The following is a 16565-nucleotide window of genomic DNA, read 5'->3' on the forward strand; positions in this document are numbered from 1 at the left end:
GGGAGAGGGCTGTCGATACAGGTACCCGCAGTACCTCCTTCGGCGCAGTACCTCCTTCGGGCCCTTCGGCGCCCCGGGCTCCCGGCGCGCTGAGGACAGGCCCTGTCCGCAGCGGCGGCTAGATTGTGGGTCATGGCCATCGCACGTTACCCAAGCCTCGTCATCGACTGCCCCGACCCGACCGAGCTCGGGGCGTTCTACGCCGCGCTCCTGGACTGGAAGACCGAGACCTCCGAAGCCGACTGGGCGGAGATCCGCGCCGAGTACGGTCAGCTCATCTCGTTCCAGAAGGTGGAGGACTACAGCCCTCCCCGCTGGCCCACGCAGGACGTCCCGCAGCAGATGCACCTCGACGTCACCGTGGACGATCTCGATGCCGCCGAGGCCGAGGTCCTCAAGCTCGGCGCGAGCAAGGCCGAGTACCAGCCCGGGACCACGTTCCGTGTGTTCCTCGACCCCGCGGGCCACCCGTTCTGCCTGTGCCGCGAGTGACGCGCCGCTGACCCCAAGGGCTGGGCGCTACTAGCTCCTCAGCGCTCGGTCTCGGGCTCCCGCACCGTGCCCCGCCAGCGCGCGAGCGCGGTCATGCCGTGGTAGACGAGGAGCGCGGCGGCCGAGCCGAGCGCGATGCCCGCGAAGCTCAGCTGGCCCACCGTCCACGTGTAGTCGGCGATCCCGACGATGAGTGCCACGGCCGCGGTCGTGAGGTTGATCTGGTTCGAGAAGTTCACGCGGCCCTGGACCCAGATCTTGACGCCCAGCACGCCGATCAAGCCGTAGAGCATCGTCGCGGCGCCGCCGAGCACGCCCTGCGGGACGGTCGCGATGAGCTCGCCGAACTTGGGCGAGAAGCTGAACAGGAGCGCACACGCGCCGGCCACCCAGTATGCGGCGGTCGAGTAGACCTTCGTCGCGGCCATGACGCCGATGTTCTCGGCGTACGTCGTGGTGCCCGAGCCTCCGCCGAGCCCCGCGAGCACGGTCGCGGCGCCGTCGGCCATGAGCGCCCGCCCGGAGACGCCGTCGAGGTTCTGCCCCGTCATCGTTGCGACGCTCTTCACGTGGCCGATGTTCTCCGCGACGAGCACGAGGACCACGGGCACGAACAGGCCGAGGACCCCGACGTGGAACGTGGGGGTCTGGAAATGGGGGAGGCCGATCCACGCGGCCGTATCCACCTTCGAGAAGTCGACCTCGCCGCGGGCCACCGCCACGAGATAGCCTGCCACCACGCCGACCAGGATGCTGAGGCGGCCCAGAATCCCGCGGAACAGCACACTCACGAGGATGATTGCGACGAGGGTCACGAGGGCTGTGACCGGCGCGGCCACGAAATTCTGCTTCGCGGCCGGTGCGAGGTTGAGCCCGATGAGCGCCACGATCGAGCCAGTGACGACCGGCGGCATGACGATGTTGATCCAATGCGCCCCGAAGCGCTGGACCACGGCGCCCACGAGGGCGAGGACGGCCCCGGCCACGACCACGCCGCCGAGCGCCCCCGCGACGCCGTACTGCTGCTGCGACGCGAGGATCGGCGCAATGAAGGCGAACGAGGAACCGAGATAGCTCGGCACCCGACCCCGCGTGATGACGAGGAACAGAAGCGTGCCGACTCCGGAGAAGAAGAGCGTCGTGGCCGGCGGCATGTGCGTGAGGATCGGCACGAGGAACGTGGCACCGAACATCGCGACCACGTGCTGGAGGCCGATTCCGATGGTGAGCGGCCACGCGAGCCGCTCCTGCGGAGCGACGACCTCCCCGGGTCGCACCGAGCGGCCGTCGCCATGGAGCTTCCATCTGGTTCCGAGCATGCTCATGCGCTGGCGCCTTCCGAGGGGTGAGGGTGGGCGGGCAGGGTGTGATCGCCGGGGGACATCCTACTCGCGGGTCGCGCTGCAGCCGGCTGCGGGGGCGCGCTCCCGCGGAATCGGTGTGGCGAATCTCACCGTCCCAAGCGGAAGCCTTGCGGACGACGGCGGGTTTGTCACCTCAGAGGGTGACGGACAGCGCCACCGCCGTTTCGGAGGACCTTTCGTTTTCCGCAGAAGGAGACCAGCATGAGCATCGCCCACCAGGAAGCCGCACTGGACGCGGCCGCCGTCGACGCGCTTTTCGTCGAGGCCCGCACCGCCAACACGTTCACGGGCGAGGTCACCGACGAGCAGGCCCAGGCCATCTACGAGCTCACGAAGTTCGGTCCGACGGCGTTCAACAACCAGCCCCTGCGCATCACGTACGTGCGTTCGGCCGAGGCCCGCGAGCGGCTCGTGGCGCACATGATGCCCGGCAACCAGGAGAAGACCCGCACGGCCCCGCTCGTCGCGGTCCTCGCGTTCGACGCGGAGTGGCACGAGAAGTGGGACGAGTTCCTCCCCGCGGCCCTGCGTGCGAAGGCGATGTTCGACGGCGACGAGTCCCTCCGCTACGGCACTGGCCGCGACAACGCGCACCTTCAGGCCGGCTACTTCATCCTCGCCGTGCGCGCGCTCGGCTTCGCGGCGGGCCCGATGACGGGTGCTGACTTCGCCGGGATCGACGCGGAGTTCTTCCCTGAGGGTGGGCGCAAGAGCTTCCTCGTCGTGAACATCGGGCGGCCGGGCGCCGACGCCTTTGGCCCCGCCAAGACGAAGTTCGCGTTCGAGGACGTCGTCGAGACCCTCTGATCCGAGAGACTTGGCCCAGTGTCTGGTAAGGGGGTCGGGGTTGAGGCGCTCGTCGCCACGGCGCCGGCACCGACGAGCTCGCGCGACCACCGCGCCGCCCACGCGGAACGCAGCTGGTCCCGCAGCGTGCCGTCGCCCCACCGGCTCAGGGCCACGACGCCGAGGACCCCGGCGGCGAGTGCCGCCAACCCGCCCACGAGCACGGACCAGCGCGGCCCGGCGGTGTTCGCGATCCACCCGACGAGCGGGGCGCCGATGGGCGTCCCGCCCTGGATGACCGCCATGTACAGCGCGAGGACCCGGCCCCGGTACTGGGCGTCGGTGCTGAGCTGCACGATCGTGTTGCACAGGTTGAGGAACGTGATCGAGGCGAGGCCCACGGGGACGAGCATGATCGCGAACCAGACATAGCTGGGCATGGTCGCCGCGACCACGGTCGCGACCCCGAGCACGATCGCCGCGCCCACGAGGAGGCTCATGCGCGGCCCCTTCCGGCGCGCCGCGAGCAGCGCCCCGGCGAGGGTGCCGATCGCCATGATCGAGCCGAGCAGGCCGTACGCGTCCGGGCCGGCGCGGAACACATCGGCGGCCATGAGCGCGTTGGTGACCTGGAAGTTGAGGGTGAACATCCCGACGAGCGCCGCCATCGCCATGATGAGCACGATGCGCGGCTGGGTCCGCACGTAGCGGATCCCCTCGGCAATCTGATGCTTGCCGCGGGGGAGCGGCGCACTGCGGTGCAGCAGGTCGACGCGCGGCCGCGTGAGGGACGTGAGGACCGCCGCGAACGTTGCGGCGTTGAGCAGGAACACCCATCCCGTGCCGATGATCCCGATGAGCACGCCCGCGATGCCGGGGCCCGCGAGGCGCGCGAGGTTGAAGGACGCGCTGTTGAGCGCCACTGCGTTCGGGACGTCCGCGCGCCCCACGAGCTCCGAGACGAAGGCCTGCCGCGGCGGGGCGTCGAAGGCGCTCGCGACGCCGAGGAGCAACGCGATCGCGTAGATCTGCCACAGCTGAGCCGCGCCCGTGAGCACGAGCGCGCCCTGGAGCAGGGCCAGCAGGCCCATCGCGGCCTGCGTTCCGATGAGCAGTCTGCGCTTGTCGAGCCGGTCGCCCAGGACGCCGGCGTACGGCCCGAGCACGAGGATGGGAAGGAATTGAAGCCCCGTGGTGATGCCCACGGCGGCGCCGTCGTGGTGTGTGAGCTGGGTGAGCACGAGCCAGTCCTGGGCGACGCGCTGCATCCACGTGCCAACGTTGGAGACGAGGGCGCCGGCGGCCCAGAGGCGGTAGTTCGGGTGGCGGAGGGCTCTGAACGTTTTGCTCACTTGGCCGCCATCTCGAGGAGGATCTCGGCGGCGCGGTGCATCGTGGCTCGGTCTGCCTCGGGGAGTCCCTGAAGGCGGGCCGCGAGCCACGCTGACCGCAGCCGTCGCGACTCTTCGACGATGGCTCGGCCTTGATCGGTGATTTCGACGACGACCTGGCGGCCGTCCGTCGGATTGTCGTTCCGGCTTACGAGATTCTGGGCTGCGAGGGCATTGACCGTGCGCGTCATGCTGGGCGCCTGGACGCACTCGGCGTCGGCGAGCTGGCGCATCGTCTGCGGCCCGCGCTTCGCGAGGAGCCCGAGGACCGTGGTCTGCCCGGGGGTGACGACGTCGCTCCCGGCCTGGATGCGCAGCAGGCGGGAGGTGCGCATGATCGCGATGCGGAGTTCGACGGCGAGCTCGCCGAGATCGGGCGTGCCGGTCCCGGCGGGCAGTGGCGTGGGTGTTGCTTCGGGAGCTGCGGCGGGAATCATCGATACTTAGCCTAGTTCATTAGCTTTGCTAAGTATATGATCGCGGTCACCCGTGGCGTTTGCGCCGTCACGTTCGCTGGGTCCCAAACGTTGCGCCGTCACGTTCGCTGGGTGCGCACCAAGCGAACGTGACGGCGCAACGAGGAGCGCTAGGAGATGACGGAGTCGACGAGCGCCTTCGCCTCGGCCTGGACCTGCTTGAGGTGGTCCTCGCCCTTGAACGACTCGGCGTAGATCTTGTACACGTCTTCGGTGCCAGACGGCCGGGCCGCGAACCACGCGTTCTCGGTCGTGACCTTGAGCCCGCCGATCTTCGCGCCGTTGCCGGGCGCCTCCGTGAGCTTCGCCGTGATCGGCTCGCCCGCGAGCTCCGTCGCCGTCACGTCGGCGGCGGAGAGCTTGCCGAGCTTGGCCTTCTGCTCCCGGCTCGCCGCGGCGTCGACGCGCGCGTACGACGGCGACCCATACTTTGCGGCGAGGTCCGCGTAGCGCTGGGACGGGCTTTGTCCGGTGACGGCCTGGATCTCGGACGCGAGGAGGCACAGCAGGATGCCGTCCTTGTCCGTGGTCCACACGCCGCCGTCGAGCTTGACGAAGCTCGCGCCAGCGCTCTCCTCGCCACCGAATGCGCCCTGCCCCGTCAGGAGCCCCGGCACGAACCACTTGAAGCCCACGGGAACCTCGACGAGCTTGCGGCCGAGCCCGCCCGCCACCCGGTCGATCATGGAGGAGCTCACGAGCGTCTTGCCGACCACCGAGTCCGGCCGCCAGCCCGTGCGGTTCCGGTACAGGTAGTCGATCGCCACGGAGAGGTAGTGGTTCGGGTTCATGAGCCCGCCGTCGGGGGTCACGATGCCGTGGCGGTCGGCGTCGGCGTCGTTGCCGGTCGCGATGTCGTATTTCGCCTCGCCCGAGTTGACCTTGGCGATGAGCCCGGCCATCGCCGAGGGCGACGAGCAGTCCATGCGGATCTTCTCGTCCCAGTCGAGCGTCATGAACGCCCACTGCGGGTCCACGGTCGGGTTGACGACCGTGAGGTTGAGGTGGTGGCGCTCGCCGATCTCGCCCCAGTAGTCGACCGATGCGCCGCCCATGGGGTCCGCGCCGATCCGCACGCCCGCATCGCGGATCGCCGCGATGTCGAGGACCTGCGGGAGGTCGTCGACGTACGAGGACAGGAAGTCGTACTGGCCGGTCGTGTCCGCGGCGAGCGCGTCCTGAAGCGGGATGCGCTTGACTCCGCTGAGGTCCGCCTCGAGCAGGGCGTTCGCGCGGTCCGCGATCCAGCCTGTCGCGTCGGTGTCGGCCGGGCCGCCGTGCGGCGGGTTGTACTTGAAGCCGCCGTCGGCCGGCGGGTTGTGGCTCGGCGTGACGACGATGCCGTCGGCGCGCGCGGGGTCGTCCTCCGAACGCCCGGCGTTGTACTTGAGGATCGCGTGGCTCAGGGACGGGGTCGGCGTATAGCCGTGGCGCGCGTCGATGAGAACCGTGACGCCATTCGCGCCGAGGACTTCGAGCGCCGTGTTGGTGGCGGGCTCGCTCAGTCCGTGGGTGTCGCGCGCGAGGAAGAGGGGCCCGCGGATGCCTTGGCCGGCTCTGTATTCGACGATCGCCTGCGTGATGGCGGCGATGTGCTTCTCATTGAAGGACGCCTTGAGGCTCGAGCCGCGGTGGCCCGAGGTCCCGAATGCGACGCGCTGGCCCGGATCGCTCAGGTCCGGCGAGACGTCGTAATAGGCGTCCAGGAGTGCCGTGATGTCCACGAGGTCGGTGGGGAGGGCAACGGTGCCTGCTCGGTTAGCCATGCCCATAGCTTTGCAGAGAACACCAACCGTGCGTGGCGTGCGCGTGAAGATTTCCCGTGGTGACGGCCCGCGGGAGGCTCATTCGAGTGCCGATGAGCCGCCACGCGTGGTGAAGCCGCCCCTGTGGCCCAACCGAGGACGGCTTCCCCTGCGCGCTGCTCCTGGCGCTCAGTCGAACAAGCGATTCCCGCCGGGATTGCAGTAGCTGTTGACGGTTTCCCACCATCCGACGTCAGGACGCCATTCGTCGAGGTTCCACGACTCTTTGTTGGGGTCGCGAACACCCACCACGACCTGATGGCAGATGTACTGATCGCGCATGCCATTGAGGTTGGTGTTAAGGCCGGCACTCGCGTACTTGGAGTACAGCTCGTCCCAACCGAAGGCTCCGACCAGGTATGAGTGCGAGGAGTATGCGTTCGAGCGTGCCCACCAGGCGGGGAACACCTTGAACACCCAACCGTCGACTTCAAACTTCCAGTACGCGTGGTCGATGAGGTCGATACCGAAGTAAGGGTCCGCGACTACCGGAAATTGCGTGTTCCGGTCGGACGTGTCCACAGACTGCGTCATGCGAGAACCCTCGAAGGTGTACGACGTTGGGAGATCTCGTCCTGTCGCATCCCTTGCCCATGGGCTCGCAAGCTGCCCGACGGCGGTTCCGGCCTTGTCCACGACCAGTGCTCCGCCCTCGGGTGTCGGTGTGAAGGCAAAGCCGTCCGCGAGCTCGTACGTCTGCAGAGAACCGCTCGGGTCGCTCGTGACGCTCGAGATGCGGGTTCCGTGCTCGTAGCTCTGCACCGCAAAGCTGACAGCCGGGTTCGATGAGCCGATGACGACGCTTCCGTTGGCTGCTTGCCCTCGACGTTCTGCAGCATTGACGACAGTGATGCTGAGAACGGACTTCGTGACGGGATTCGTGGCTGCATCAATCACAGTGGCCCGGTCCTGTACCCGCACCGAGGCCTTCTTGGGCTGGCTCTTGGGTTGTACGAGGCCATTCGCAGACTTTCCGCGGGACGCGGGGTAGATCGGAGGCGCCACCTTTTCCACGGCTGACGCGACACCGTTGGCCCAGTCAGGTGGCGAGGCCGAGGCTGGCGCGGCGTGCAGGAACTGCACCCCCGCGAGAATCGATATGATTGCGAGTGCCGTTTTCTTCATTGATTCCCCCACCATTTTCATCCCCCTGAAGTGCGCGATCTCACTCGAACGGAGTAAGCCATTCTGGTGAGGAGTACCCTCCGGGTATTTTCAGGCCGCCCGTGTCCTTTGGTGCCACAACGATGTATGTCGATTTGGTGATGCACGCAAAGCCGTCGGCCCTCAGTTTTCCGGAGAGTTCATCGAGGGTCTCCTTGGAAGATGCCGTGATTAGCGTGAAGTCCCGTTCGCCCTGCTGGCACGTGTACTTCCAAGAGTTCGACGTGTGGTTGAAATATTCGAAGCTTCCACACTTCGCGGCGCCTGCCACCTTCTCCATCATGGCGCGGGCTTGGGGTTCGTCCTTGGGGAACAAGTTCATATCCACGTTTGGCGCGCATGCGCTCAGAGCAAATGCGGCGAGCAAGCACGCGAGCTGTTGCGCTAGTCTCATACCCAACCGAGTTCCCCAATACATTGCCCGCTGGCCAAAGTTCCGAATCTGCCTGCAATGTATCACTACAGGCGCACGGAGATTCAATAGTTTGGACCACTGAATTCGCGGATTTAACCACTTAACTTCGCCCACGAGGCCACTTAAAAGGGGGGCGTCCGGCACGGAGATCGAGCTCAGCATTCCGATCGCGCGGTCCCAGAGCACACGCCGGCCCGGAGCGTATTGCGAGTTACGCGCCTTCCTTCAGCACCTTCTCCGCCAGTTCCCGGAGCGGCCCAGTGAGGGTCCGATCCGGGACGTCTACCCGTTGGCGCCCGAGCCGCACTGTCCACTGGAACGCATCGCGCGCGAGCCCGGGCCCGCCGCGGTCCGCGAACTCCCCGGACTGGCTGCGAGCCGCTCGGTAGAGGGCCGCCCACGCGTCGTCGTCCGGGGTGCGCTCGCCCCGCATCGTGAACTCGACCGCGGCACGCCGCGGGATGCCGGTGACGCCCCCCGACCGGGACACGCTGACTCTCACCGCTGCCTCTCCCTCCTCATGGCTCTGCCGGGCTAACGCGCGCGCCCGGCCTCACGCTCTCGACGCGCGGCCGGCTGCGTTGGCGGGCAGCCGGACCGTGATTCCCACGCCCCGCCAACCGTCCCGCACGGCACGCTCCTCGCCGGACTCGCGGCCGAACAACTGCCGCGCCACGAGGACAGTCTCGCGGGCGAAGCCGCGGAAGTCGACGTCCGCCGGGAGTCGGCCCTGGGCGGCGGTCTCGAACCATACGCGCCCGGCCCGCTCCCACGCGGGCCCGCCGAGCGCCGTCGCCGCGAGGTAGAACGCGTGATTCGGGATGCCGGAGTTGAGGTGGACTCCGCCGTTGTCATCGCGTGTCCGCACAAACCCGTCCATGTGGGCGGGCTGCGGATCCTTGCCGAGCACGGGGTCGCTGTACGCGGTGCCCGGCGCCTTGAGGGACCGGACTCCCACGCCCTTCACGCCTCGCGCAAAGATGCCCTCGCCGACGATCCACGTGGCCTGGTCCGCACTCTGCCCGCCCGCATGCTGCTCGACGAGAACGCCGATGACGTCCGCGAAGCTCTCGTTGAGCGCCCCGGACTGGCCCTCGTAGACGAGGTTGGTCGTGTACTGGAGCAGGCCGTGGCCCAGCTCATGGGCGATGATGCTGAGCGAGGACGTGAACGAGTTGAAGACCCTGCCGTCGCCGTCTCCGAAGACCATGCGCGAGCCGTCCCAGAACGCGTTGTCGTAGCCGCTGCCGTAATGAACCGTGCCTTCGAGCGCGAGCCCCGCGCCGTCGAGACTCGAGCGGCCGAACGAGTCCTCGAGGAACTCGTAGGTGGCCCCGAGCCCGTCGTACGCGCGGTTCACGTCGCCGTCGTCGACCGCCGCCTGACCCTCCTTGCGCACGAGCCGCCCCGGCAGCGCTTCGCTGTTCTCGGCGTCGCTGATCTCGCGGTCGAGCCCGGCGTCGGAGGGGGCCGGACGCGCCCCAACGCCGTCCGACGCGCGGTCCCCCCGGAGCCGGCTATCGGTCAAGAGCGTGCGCCTGGCCAACTCGGCGACGACGGCGAGGCTCGACTTCTCGAGCACGGCGCCGTGCGGTGCCGCGTTCGCGAGCCGCTCGAGGAGGTACGGCGGGATGGCGCCGGGTCGGATGGGTGCGCGCTCTGTCATCATGGGGCCACGCTACGGGGGCCCTCCGACAATCTATCGAGCCTCCCAGCGGGCCGCGCTCATGCGGTTGGCGAAGGCCCGACGCCGCCTTCCGAAGGTACGCTGGTGGCAGCATGCGATGGGGACATGCGCGAGGTGACGGAGGGACAGATGTCAGACCCGCAGAGTGGCGCCGCCACGCCCGGCGACCGGCCGGAACCGAACGAGCCGCAGCCCGGCGAGCCGCAGCCCAGCGAATCGCAGCCGGCCGATCGGCCCACCGAACCGATCCACCGCGAGAGCCGCCACACCACGCGGCCAATCCCGCCGATTCCGCACGCGCCGGCGCCGCCCCTCGGCCAGACGCCTGAGGCGTCGCCCGAGCCGCCGCGGGATGCCCCAGCCCAGCCCGGCTATGGCCAGGGTCCGTACAGTCAGGGCGCCTACTACCAGCAGCCCCAGTACAACCAACCGCAGTACAGCCAACCCCAATACAACCAACCCCTATACAGCCAGCCCCAGCAATCCCCGTACTCGTATCCGGCGCAGCCGTACGCCTACGCGCCCCCGGAGCCGCGTGGCCTGAGCATCGCGTCCATGGTGTGCGGTATCGCGTCCCTCCTGGGCTTCGGCGTCTTCCTCCTGCCCCAGGTGGCGGCGGTCATCCTGGGCCACCTGGCGCTCTCCCGCGAGCCAGCCGGACGGGGTTTCGCGATCGCGGGCCTCGCGACAGGCTACTTCTGCCTCCTGATCACTGTCGCGATCCTCGCGTTTATCGCGATCGGCATCGCCTCGGTCGGCTCGTACCACTCGGGCTACTGAGCGGGCCTCCGGGCCGTACCACCCGCGGAGTCTCGAGGGTCCGCGCGAGCGCGAGGAGCCTCCCCTCCGACCCAAGAGGCCCCACGAGCTGAACGCCCATGGGCAGCCCGCCGTCCGTCCAGTGCGTCGGGATGCTCACGGCGGGCAGCCCGCAGACGTTGACCATCGACGACCACGGCGCGAACTCGCATTGGCGCGCATAGTCGGCGTCCGCCGTCGTCCGCCATTCGGCGCCCGAGAACCAGCCGATGGGCCGCGGCGTCTGGGCGAGGGCGGGCGTGAGGATGGCGTCCCACGGCGCGAACTGGGCGATCGTGTCGCGCTCGAAGCGCCGCAGGAACGCGAGCGCCTCGTCGAGCCGCGCGCGGCTTCGCTGCTGCGCGCGCCGGCGGAACGCGCGTGTGAGGGGCGTGAGGAGCGGCTCGCGTTCGGGCGCGATCCTCAGGGTCCCGACGCCGGCCGTCCACGCAGCCGTGAAGGCGTCCGGGTAGCGGTTGTCGTAGCGGATATCCGCTTCCGCGACGGCGTGGCCCGCGGCGTCGAGCCGGGCGACGGCGACGCGCAGCGCCGCGGACGCCTCCGCCTCGGGCGCGATCCGGTAGCGCTGATCCCACGGGCTCGCTAGCGCGACGCCGATGCGGAGCCGCCCCGGCTCGCGGTTCACCGCGTCGACGTACGACGCCGCGTGCCGGCCATGGCGCGGATCGGCCGCGCCGCTAGGCCCGCCCGGGGCGACGAGGGCGTCGAGGAGCAGGGCGGCGTCCTCTGCCGTCCGCGCGAGGGGGCCCGCGACGACGAGCCGTGCGGCGTCGCCCGCGCTCTGTCCCGCCGGGATGAGGCCGCGCCCCGGCTTGAGCCCCACGATCCCGCAGGCGGCCGCGGGAATCCGGATCGAGCCGCCGCCGTCGCTCCCGGGCGCGAACGGCAGCAGACCGGCGGCGACGGCCGCCGCGGAACCGCCCGACGAGCCGCCCGAGCTCAGGGCGGGCGCGTGCGGATTCCGCGAGGGCGGCGCGATGCGGTTCTCCGAGTACGCGGTGAGTCCGAACTCCGGGACCTGGGTCTTGCCGAGCGAGACGACCCCCGCGGTTCGGAGCAGCTCGACGAGGGGGCCGTCCGTGGGCGCGGGGCGTGGGCTGATCGTGGCGCTTCCGTGGGTCGTTGGCACGCCCGCGACGTCGACGAGGTCCTTGAACGCCGTCGGCATGCCGTGAAGTGGTGGGAGCGCAGCGAGCGTTCCGGCGCGTCGCGCCGCGGCGTGGGCCTGATCCGCCGCGGCGGCGGCTTCGAGGGCCCGGTCCGCGGTGACGGTCACGAAGGCCCCGAGGCGGTGGTCCGCGGCCTCGATCACGGACAGGAAGTGGCCTGTGGCGTCCCTCGCCGAGAGTTCGCCGGCGCGCAGAGCGTCGCGGAGGCCTCGCGCGGAAAGGCGGGCCACGCCGTCGTCCATGCGGCCCTCCTCAGGCGTCTCGTCATGCCCCGCCCCGGCGCGGCGTACTCACTATAGGCTTGAGTGAGAACAGCGTTTCATCAGGAGGCACCCATGCCCGAATTCGAATCCGTCCGCGTCGACGAGCTGCCGGCAGGCGTTCTGCTCGACGTGCGCGAGGACTACGAATGGGAGGCTGGTCACGCCCAAGGGGCGCTGCACATCCCGATGGATCAGCTGCCCGCGCGCCTTGGCGAGCTCGATCCCGATGAGGACCTGCTCGTGGTGTGCCGCACGGGCGGCCGTTCCGCACGCGTCACGAGCTGGCTCGTCGACCAGGGGTATACCGCGGTGAATGTCCTGGGCGGCATGGACGCGTGGCTCGAGTCCGGACGGGCCCTCGTGTCCGAGAACGGCCATCGGCCGACGGTCCTCTAGTGATCTACACGTTCCTCGGTCCCGAGGGGACCTTCACCGAGGCTGCCCTCCTCAAGGTCCCCGGGGCGCGGGATGCGAGCCGCGTCCCCTCCAGCAGCGTCAACGAGGCCCTCGACCGCGTGCGGCTGGGATCGGCGGACGCGGCGATGGTGCCCATCGAGAACTCGGTCGAGGGAGGCGTGACCGCTACGCTCGATGCGATCTCGACCGGCCCCGAGCTGCGGATAGTGCGTGAGGAGCTCGTGCCGATTACGTTCGTCCTCGTCGCACGGCCGGGGACCCGGCTCGAGGACGTCCGGCGAATCTTCACGCACGGGCACGCGTGGGCACAATGTCGCGGATGGTCGGCGGCAAACGTGCCCCAAGCGGAATATGTGCCTTCGTCATCGACAGCCGCAGGGGCCCTCGGCCTTCTGGACCCGTCTTCGCGCCCCGGCGACGCTGCCATCTGCGCCCGAATCGTCGCGGGGGAGCGGCCCGAACTCGAAGTCCTCGCAGACAACATCGGCGACAACGCGGGGGCCGTGACGCGATTCATCCTCGTGTCCCGCCCGTCTGGGCTCCCGCCGCGGACCGGCGCCGACAAGACGACCGTCGCCGTGCCCCTGCCCGAGGACCATCCCGGCGCGCTCATGGAGATCCTGTGGCAATTCGCGTCACGCGGCGTGAACCTCTCACGCATCGAGTCGCGGCCCACGGGAGAATACCTCGGCCACTACTTCTTCAGTATCGACGCCGAGGGCCACGCCCAGGACGCCCGCGTCGCGGACGCGCTCGCCGGCCTGCACCGGCTGAGCCCGCAGACGCGGTTCCTCGGCTCGTATCGCCGAGCGGACGCCGTCGAGCCCGACGTCCTGGCCCACAACACCGATCGGGCCTTCGACGCGAGCCGCGCGTGGCTCGGCGGAATCCTCGGCGCCTAGGGGTAGTGCCGTCCGGCGGCTAGCCGTTCACGCGCACGAGCAGCGAGAGCGGGTGGACCTCGACGCTGATGTCGGTCGCGGGGCCGGTCGGATCGCCGTCGACCTGCGTTTCGACTGGCTCGCCGCTGCGGATCCGCACCTTCTGCGCGCCGTAGAAGGACATGACGGGGAGCGGGCGATTGTGCTGGAACGTGATCTTGGCCCACATCGAGAGCCACCCGATGAGGCTCCGGGGGCTCATGACCACGATATCCAGAACGCCGTCGTCGACGTAGGCCTCGGGGATGAAGTCGACGCCCCCGGGGAGCTTGCTGCAGTTCGCGAAAAGGACGCTGCGTATGCGCCTGGTCTGGAAGTCGCCCTCGTCGAGTGAGATGTCGACCTTCTTGCGGCGCCGGCCGGGCATGTGGCGTATGCCGGCCTCGGTATACGCGATCCAGCCCACGGCCTTCTTGAGGTCCTCGTTCGTGTCGCTCAGCACCTCGGCGTCCATGCCCATGCCCGCGATCACGAGGAACGTGTGCTCGGACTTGGAGCCTGTCGCGCGGTTCTCTAGCGACAAAGTGGCCGTATCGATGCGCCGCTGCCTGCCGAACAGCGCCGTGTGCACGCATTGAGCGAGGCGCGTGATGTCCAGGTCGAGGTTCCGCGCGAGGAGGTTCCCCGTGCCGAGCGGAACCAGCCCGAGCGCGACGTCCGTGCCCGCGAGGGCCTCCGCGACGACGCGCACCGTGCCGTCCCCTCCGCAGGGAATGACGACGTCGGCGCCCGCCTCGAGTGCCTTGCGCGTCATGGAGTGGCCGGGGTCGTCCGCAGTGGTCTCGAAGACGAGGGGGTGCGCCCAGCCGGCGCCGCGGCACGCCGCCTCGATGAGCATCTCGGCCTCGGCCGCGCGCGCCTTCGTGGGGTTCAGGATCACGGCGACCTGTTGCGGCCCCGGCTCGGGGGTCTGGGCGGGCTCGCCGACCGCGCTGCGGCTGTGCTGTTCCCGGAGCCTGCGCACACCCCACCAGCTGGTGACGGCAAAAGCACCAGCTGCCGCGAGGGCACCCCCGATGATCCAGTTGCGCATGGCTCTTTCACTCTATCCCGCGCGCTGCCCGCTGGGCCGGCGGCAGCGCATGCCCGTCGGCCCGATAGGCTTGTGCGCGTGATCGACGTCAGAGAGCTCAGCGACAACCCCGAGAAGTTCCGCGCCAGCCAGCGTGCGCGCGGTGCCGACGAGTCCCTTGTGGACAGGGTGCTTGCCGCCGACTCGCGCCGCCGCGCGGCCCTGACCCAGTACGAGACGCTGCGTGCCGAGCAGAACGCCTTCGGCAAGAAGGTGGCCGCGGCGAAGGGCGAGGAGAAGCAGGCGCTCCTCGCGGAGGTCAAGGAGCTCGCGGCGAAGGTCAAGGCGGCGTCCGTCTCGGCGGACGAGGCCCAGGCAGAGCAGGACGAGCTCATGCGCATCTTCCCGAACCTCGTGATCGACGGCGTCCCGGGGGGCGGCGAGGACGACTACATCGTGGTCAAGACTGTTGGCACCCCGCGCGACTTCGCGGCCGAGGGCTTTGAGCCGCGCGATCACCTCGAGATCGGCGAGCTGCTCGGGGCGATCGACATGGAGCGCGGCGCGAAGGTCTCCGGCGCGCGGTTCTACTTCCTCAAGGGCGTCGGGGCCCGGCTCGAGCTCGCGCTCCTGCAGATGGCCCTTGATCAGGCCATCAAGGCCGGCTTCACGCCCATGATCACCCCGACGCTCGTGCGCCCCGAGACCATGCAGGGCACGGGCTTCGACGTCAAGCACGACGCCGAGATCTACCGCCTCGCCGAGGACGATCTGTACCTCGTGGGCACCTCGGAGGTCTCCCTCGCGGGGTACCACTCCGACGAGATCCTCGACCTGTCCGGGGGCCCGGTTCGCTACGCCGGTTGGTCCTCGTGCTACCGCCGCGAGGCCGGCTCGCACGGCAAAGACACGCGCGGCATCATCCGCGTGCACCAGTTCAACAAGGTCGAGATGTTCTCCTACGTCCCGCTCGAGGAGGCCGAGGCCGAGCACGCCCGCCTCCTCGCGTGGGAGGAGGAGATGCTCGCGAAGGTCGAGCTCCCGTACCGGGTCATCGACACGGCCGCAGGCGATCTCGGCATGAGCGCGGCCCGCAAGTTCGACTGCGAGGCGTGGGTCCCGACGCAGGGCCGCTACCGCGAGCTCACCTCAACGTCGAACTGCACGGGCTTCCAGGCCCGGCGGCTCAACATCCGCGAGCGGATGTTCGACGACGACGGCGCCGCCAAGGGCACGCGCAGCGTCGCGACGCTCAACGGCACTTTGGCGACGACACGGTGGATCGTCGCGATTCTCGAGCACCACCAGAACCCCGACGGCTCCGTCACCGTCCCGGCCGCGCTGCGCCCGTATCTCGGCGGCCTCGAGGTGCTCCCGGTTCTGTGACGGCTCTCGTCGAGGCGGATTACTGACGTTAGGTGAACACTCACACTGTGGGGAAGCCTGTGAGTATTCACTGGCTGTTCACGGTCCGTGGCAGAGCCGTCACCAGCACTGTCGGTCGCTAGTGGTTCACTAGATCCATGACAACAATGCTGAACGCTGGCATCGATGACCAGCTGGGAACCATGAATCGCAAGCTCGTGGGCCTCGATGTCGACGGTACCCTCGTGGACCACTTCGGCCACATGAGCCCAGCCGTGCGCGAGGCCGGGCAGGCTCTCGTGGCCGCCGGGCACGAGGTCGTCGTCGCGACGGGCCGCTCGCTCGGCGCGACCCTCCCCGTCGTGGAACTCCTCGGGATCGAGAGGGGCTACGTCGTCTCGTGCAACGGCGGCGTCACGGCACGCATCCACGCCGGGGCGAACGGCGGCTACGAAGTGATCGACCGCCGTATCTTTGACCCGTCGCCCGCGCTCCAGGCTCTCCGCCACCGTCTTCCCGGCGCGAAGTACGCGCTCGAGGACACCGAGGGCAACTTCCTCTCGACCGAGCGCTTCCAGGACGCGAGCTTCGGCGTCGAGGCCACCGGCGTGACGTTCGAGGACCTCCTCGGCACGCAGGCGGTCCGACTCGTGGTGTTCTCGACCGACGCCACGGCGGAGGAGTTCGGCCGTGCCGTCGAGTCGATCGGCCTCCACGGCGTGACCTACTCCGTGGGCTGGACCGCGTGGCTCGACATTGCCGCGAAGGGCGTCACGAAGGCGAGCGGTCTCGAGCGAGTCCGCTCGCTCGTCGGGATCGATCCTGCGCACACCGTCGCCGTGGGCGACGGCCGCAACGACATCGAGATGCTCCAGTGGGCCGGGCGCGGTATTGCGATGGGTCAGGCCCCCGACGAGGTCAAGGCCGCTGCGGACGAGGTCACCTCGGCCGTCGAGGACGACGGCGTCGTCGGAGTCATGCGCTCGCTCCTGTAGCGGC

General features: G+C 69.3%; 16 protein-coding genes and 1 pseudogene. 7 read left to right on the forward strand and 10 right to left on the reverse strand.

Going from position 1 to position 16565, the window contains the following annotated elements; all coding sequences use genetic code 11:
- Nucleotides 1–132 precede the first annotated feature (132 nt).
- On the forward strand, nucleotides 133–492 hold the full coding sequence (locus ACOKR1_RS00790; RefSeq protein WP_422934893.1) for a VOC family protein: 360 nt from the start codon (nucleotides 133–135) through the stop codon (nucleotides 490–492).
- A 38-nt stretch (nucleotides 493–530) separates the two neighbouring features.
- Here ACOKR1_RS00790 and ACOKR1_RS00795 read toward each other — a convergent pair whose 3' ends face one another.
- Nucleotides 531–1817 carry a uracil-xanthine permease family protein gene (locus ACOKR1_RS00795; protein WP_422934894.1) on the reverse strand — a complete coding sequence of 429 codons (1287 nt, stop codon included), beginning with the start codon at nucleotides 1815–1817 and terminating at the stop codon, nucleotides 531–533.
- 240 nt (nucleotides 1818–2057) lie between these two features.
- Between ACOKR1_RS00795 and ACOKR1_RS00800 the strand changes: the two genes are divergently transcribed.
- Nucleotides 2058–2663, forward strand: a complete 606-nt coding sequence (locus ACOKR1_RS00800; RefSeq protein ID WP_422934895.1) for a malonic semialdehyde reductase — start codon at nucleotides 2058–2060, stop codon at nucleotides 2661–2663.
- A gap of 185 nt (nucleotides 2664–2848) precedes the next feature.
- Here the strand turns inward: ACOKR1_RS00800 and ACOKR1_RS00805 are convergent.
- The 7 genes and pseudogenes from ACOKR1_RS00805 to ACOKR1_RS00835 form a co-directional block, all read right to left on the reverse strand.
- A pseudogene (locus tag ACOKR1_RS00805) lies at nucleotides 2849–4084 on the reverse strand (MFS transporter); the annotation flags it as partial.
- A complete protein-coding gene (locus tag ACOKR1_RS00810; protein WP_422934896.1) occupies nucleotides 3991–4470 on the reverse strand; it encodes a MarR family winged helix-turn-helix transcriptional regulator in 480 nt (159 codons plus the stop codon). The pseudogene ACOKR1_RS00805 and the gene ACOKR1_RS00810, both read right to left, overlap by 94 nt.
- A 149-nt stretch (nucleotides 4471–4619) precedes the next feature.
- On the reverse strand, nucleotides 4620–6275 hold the full coding sequence (gene pgm / locus ACOKR1_RS00815) for a phosphoglucomutase (alpha-D-glucose-1,6-bisphosphate-dependent) (RefSeq protein WP_422934897.1): 1656 nt from the start codon (nucleotides 6273–6275) through the stop codon (nucleotides 4620–4622).
- Nucleotides 6276–6443: 168 nt separating this feature from the next.
- A complete protein-coding gene (locus ACOKR1_RS00820; protein WP_422934898.1) occupies nucleotides 6444–7439 on the reverse strand; it encodes a DUF2599 domain-containing protein in 996 nt (331 codons plus the stop codon).
- A 40-nt stretch (nucleotides 7440–7479) separates the two neighbouring features.
- Nucleotides 7480–7794 (reverse strand): hypothetical protein, encoded by a 315-nt coding sequence (locus tag ACOKR1_RS00825; RefSeq protein ID WP_422934899.1) that lies wholly within the window; start codon nucleotides 7792–7794, stop codon nucleotides 7480–7482.
- 310 nt (nucleotides 7795–8104) lie between these two features.
- Nucleotides 8105–8383 (reverse strand): protealysin inhibitor emfourin, encoded by a 279-nt coding sequence (locus ACOKR1_RS00830; protein WP_422934900.1) that lies wholly within the window; start codon nucleotides 8381–8383, stop codon nucleotides 8105–8107.
- Nucleotides 8384–8446: 63 nt separating this feature from the next.
- Complete coding sequence (locus ACOKR1_RS00835) at nucleotides 8447–9559, reverse strand: M4 family metallopeptidase (protein ID WP_422936709.1); 1113 nt, start codon at nucleotides 9557–9559, stop codon at nucleotides 8447–8449.
- A gap of 150 nt (nucleotides 9560–9709) precedes the next feature.
- Here ACOKR1_RS00835 and ACOKR1_RS00840 point away from each other — a divergent pair, with 150 nt between their 5' ends.
- Complete coding sequence (locus ACOKR1_RS00840; protein ID WP_422934901.1) at nucleotides 9710–10360, forward strand: DUF4190 domain-containing protein; 651 nt, start codon at nucleotides 9710–9712, stop codon at nucleotides 10358–10360.
- Here ACOKR1_RS00840 and ACOKR1_RS00845 read toward each other — a convergent pair.
- The gene (locus tag ACOKR1_RS00845) at nucleotides 10311–11810 is read right to left on the reverse strand and encodes an amidase (RefSeq protein WP_422934902.1); all 1500 of its coding nucleotides are present in this window, start codon (nucleotides 11808–11810) and stop codon (nucleotides 10311–10313) included. The genes ACOKR1_RS00840 and ACOKR1_RS00845 overlap by 50 nt on opposite strands.
- Before the next feature lie 93 nt (nucleotides 11811–11903).
- Between ACOKR1_RS00845 and ACOKR1_RS00850 the strand changes: the two genes are divergently transcribed.
- Nucleotides 11904–12227, forward strand: a complete 324-nt coding sequence (locus tag ACOKR1_RS00850) for a rhodanese-like domain-containing protein (RefSeq protein WP_422934903.1) — start codon at nucleotides 11904–11906, stop codon at nucleotides 12225–12227.
- A complete protein-coding gene (pheA, locus tag ACOKR1_RS00855) occupies nucleotides 12227–13150 on the forward strand; it encodes a prephenate dehydratase (RefSeq protein ID WP_422934904.1) in 924 nt (307 codons plus the stop codon). Before ACOKR1_RS00850 ends, pheA begins: the two co-directional genes overlap by 1 nt.
- Before the next feature lie 19 nt (nucleotides 13151–13169).
- Here pheA and ACOKR1_RS00860 read toward each other — a convergent pair whose 3' ends face one another.
- Nucleotides 13170–14222, reverse strand: coding sequence for a diacylglycerol/lipid kinase family protein (locus ACOKR1_RS00860; RefSeq protein ID WP_422934905.1), 1053 nt, complete (start codon nucleotides 14220–14222; stop codon nucleotides 13170–13172).
- 78 nt (nucleotides 14223–14300) lie between these two features.
- On the opposite strand from ACOKR1_RS00860, the gene serS reads away from it, so the two are divergent.
- Both serS and ACOKR1_RS00870 read left to right on the forward strand, forming a co-directional pair.
- On the forward strand, nucleotides 14301–15587 hold the full coding sequence (gene serS, locus ACOKR1_RS00865) for a serine--tRNA ligase (RefSeq protein WP_422934906.1): 1287 nt from the start codon (nucleotides 14301–14303) through the stop codon (nucleotides 15585–15587).
- A gap of 137 nt (nucleotides 15588–15724) precedes the next feature.
- Nucleotides 15725–16561 carry an HAD family hydrolase gene (locus tag ACOKR1_RS00870; protein ID WP_422934907.1) on the forward strand — a complete coding sequence of 279 codons (837 nt, stop codon included), beginning with the start codon at nucleotides 15725–15727 and terminating at the stop codon, nucleotides 16559–16561.
- Nucleotides 16562–16565 lie beyond the last annotated feature (4 nt).

The organism is Sinomonas sp. P47F7 (genome assembly GCF_049332655.1).
GTDB lineage: Bacteria > Actinomycetota > Actinomycetes > Actinomycetales > Micrococcaceae > Sinomonas.

Coding starts and splice junctions, on each gene's coding strand:
- ACOKR1_RS00790 (WP_422934893.1), top strand. CDS start 133: ATGGCCATCGCACGTTACCCAAGCCTCGTCATCGACTGCCCCGACCCG.
- ACOKR1_RS00810 (WP_422934896.1), bottom strand. CDS start 4,470: ATGATTCCCGCCGCAGCTCCCGAAGCAACACCCACGCCACTGCCCGCC.
- ACOKR1_RS00870 (WP_422934907.1), top strand. CDS start 15,725: ATGACAACAATGCTGAACGCTGGCATCGATGACCAGCTGGGAACCATG.
- ACOKR1_RS00860 (WP_422934905.1), bottom strand. CDS start 14,222: ATGCGCAACTGGATCATCGGGGGTGCCCTCGCGGCAGCTGGTGCTTTT.
- ACOKR1_RS00795 (WP_422934894.1), bottom strand. CDS start 1,817: ATGAGCATGCTCGGAACCAGATGGAAGCTCCATGGCGACGGCCGCTCG.
- ACOKR1_RS00845 (WP_422934902.1), bottom strand. CDS start 11,810: ATGGACGACGGCGTGGCCCGCCTTTCCGCGCGAGGCCTCCGCGACGCT.
- ACOKR1_RS00820 (WP_422934898.1), bottom strand. CDS start 7,439: ATGAAGAAAACGGCACTCGCAATCATATCGATTCTCGCGGGGGTGCAG.
- ACOKR1_RS00850 (WP_422934903.1), top strand. CDS start 11,904: ATGCCCGAATTCGAATCCGTCCGCGTCGACGAGCTGCCGGCAGGCGTT.
- ACOKR1_RS00840 (WP_422934901.1), top strand. CDS start 9,710: ATGTCAGACCCGCAGAGTGGCGCCGCCACGCCCGGCGACCGGCCGGAA.
- ACOKR1_RS00835 (WP_422936709.1), bottom strand. CDS start 9,559: ATGACAGAGCGCGCACCCATCCGACCCGGCGCCATCCCGCCGTACCTC.
- pgm (WP_422934897.1), bottom strand. CDS start 6,275: ATGGCTAACCGAGCAGGCACCGTTGCCCTCCCCACCGACCTCGTGGAC.
- ACOKR1_RS00800 (WP_422934895.1), top strand. CDS start 2,058: ATGAGCATCGCCCACCAGGAAGCCGCACTGGACGCGGCCGCCGTCGAC.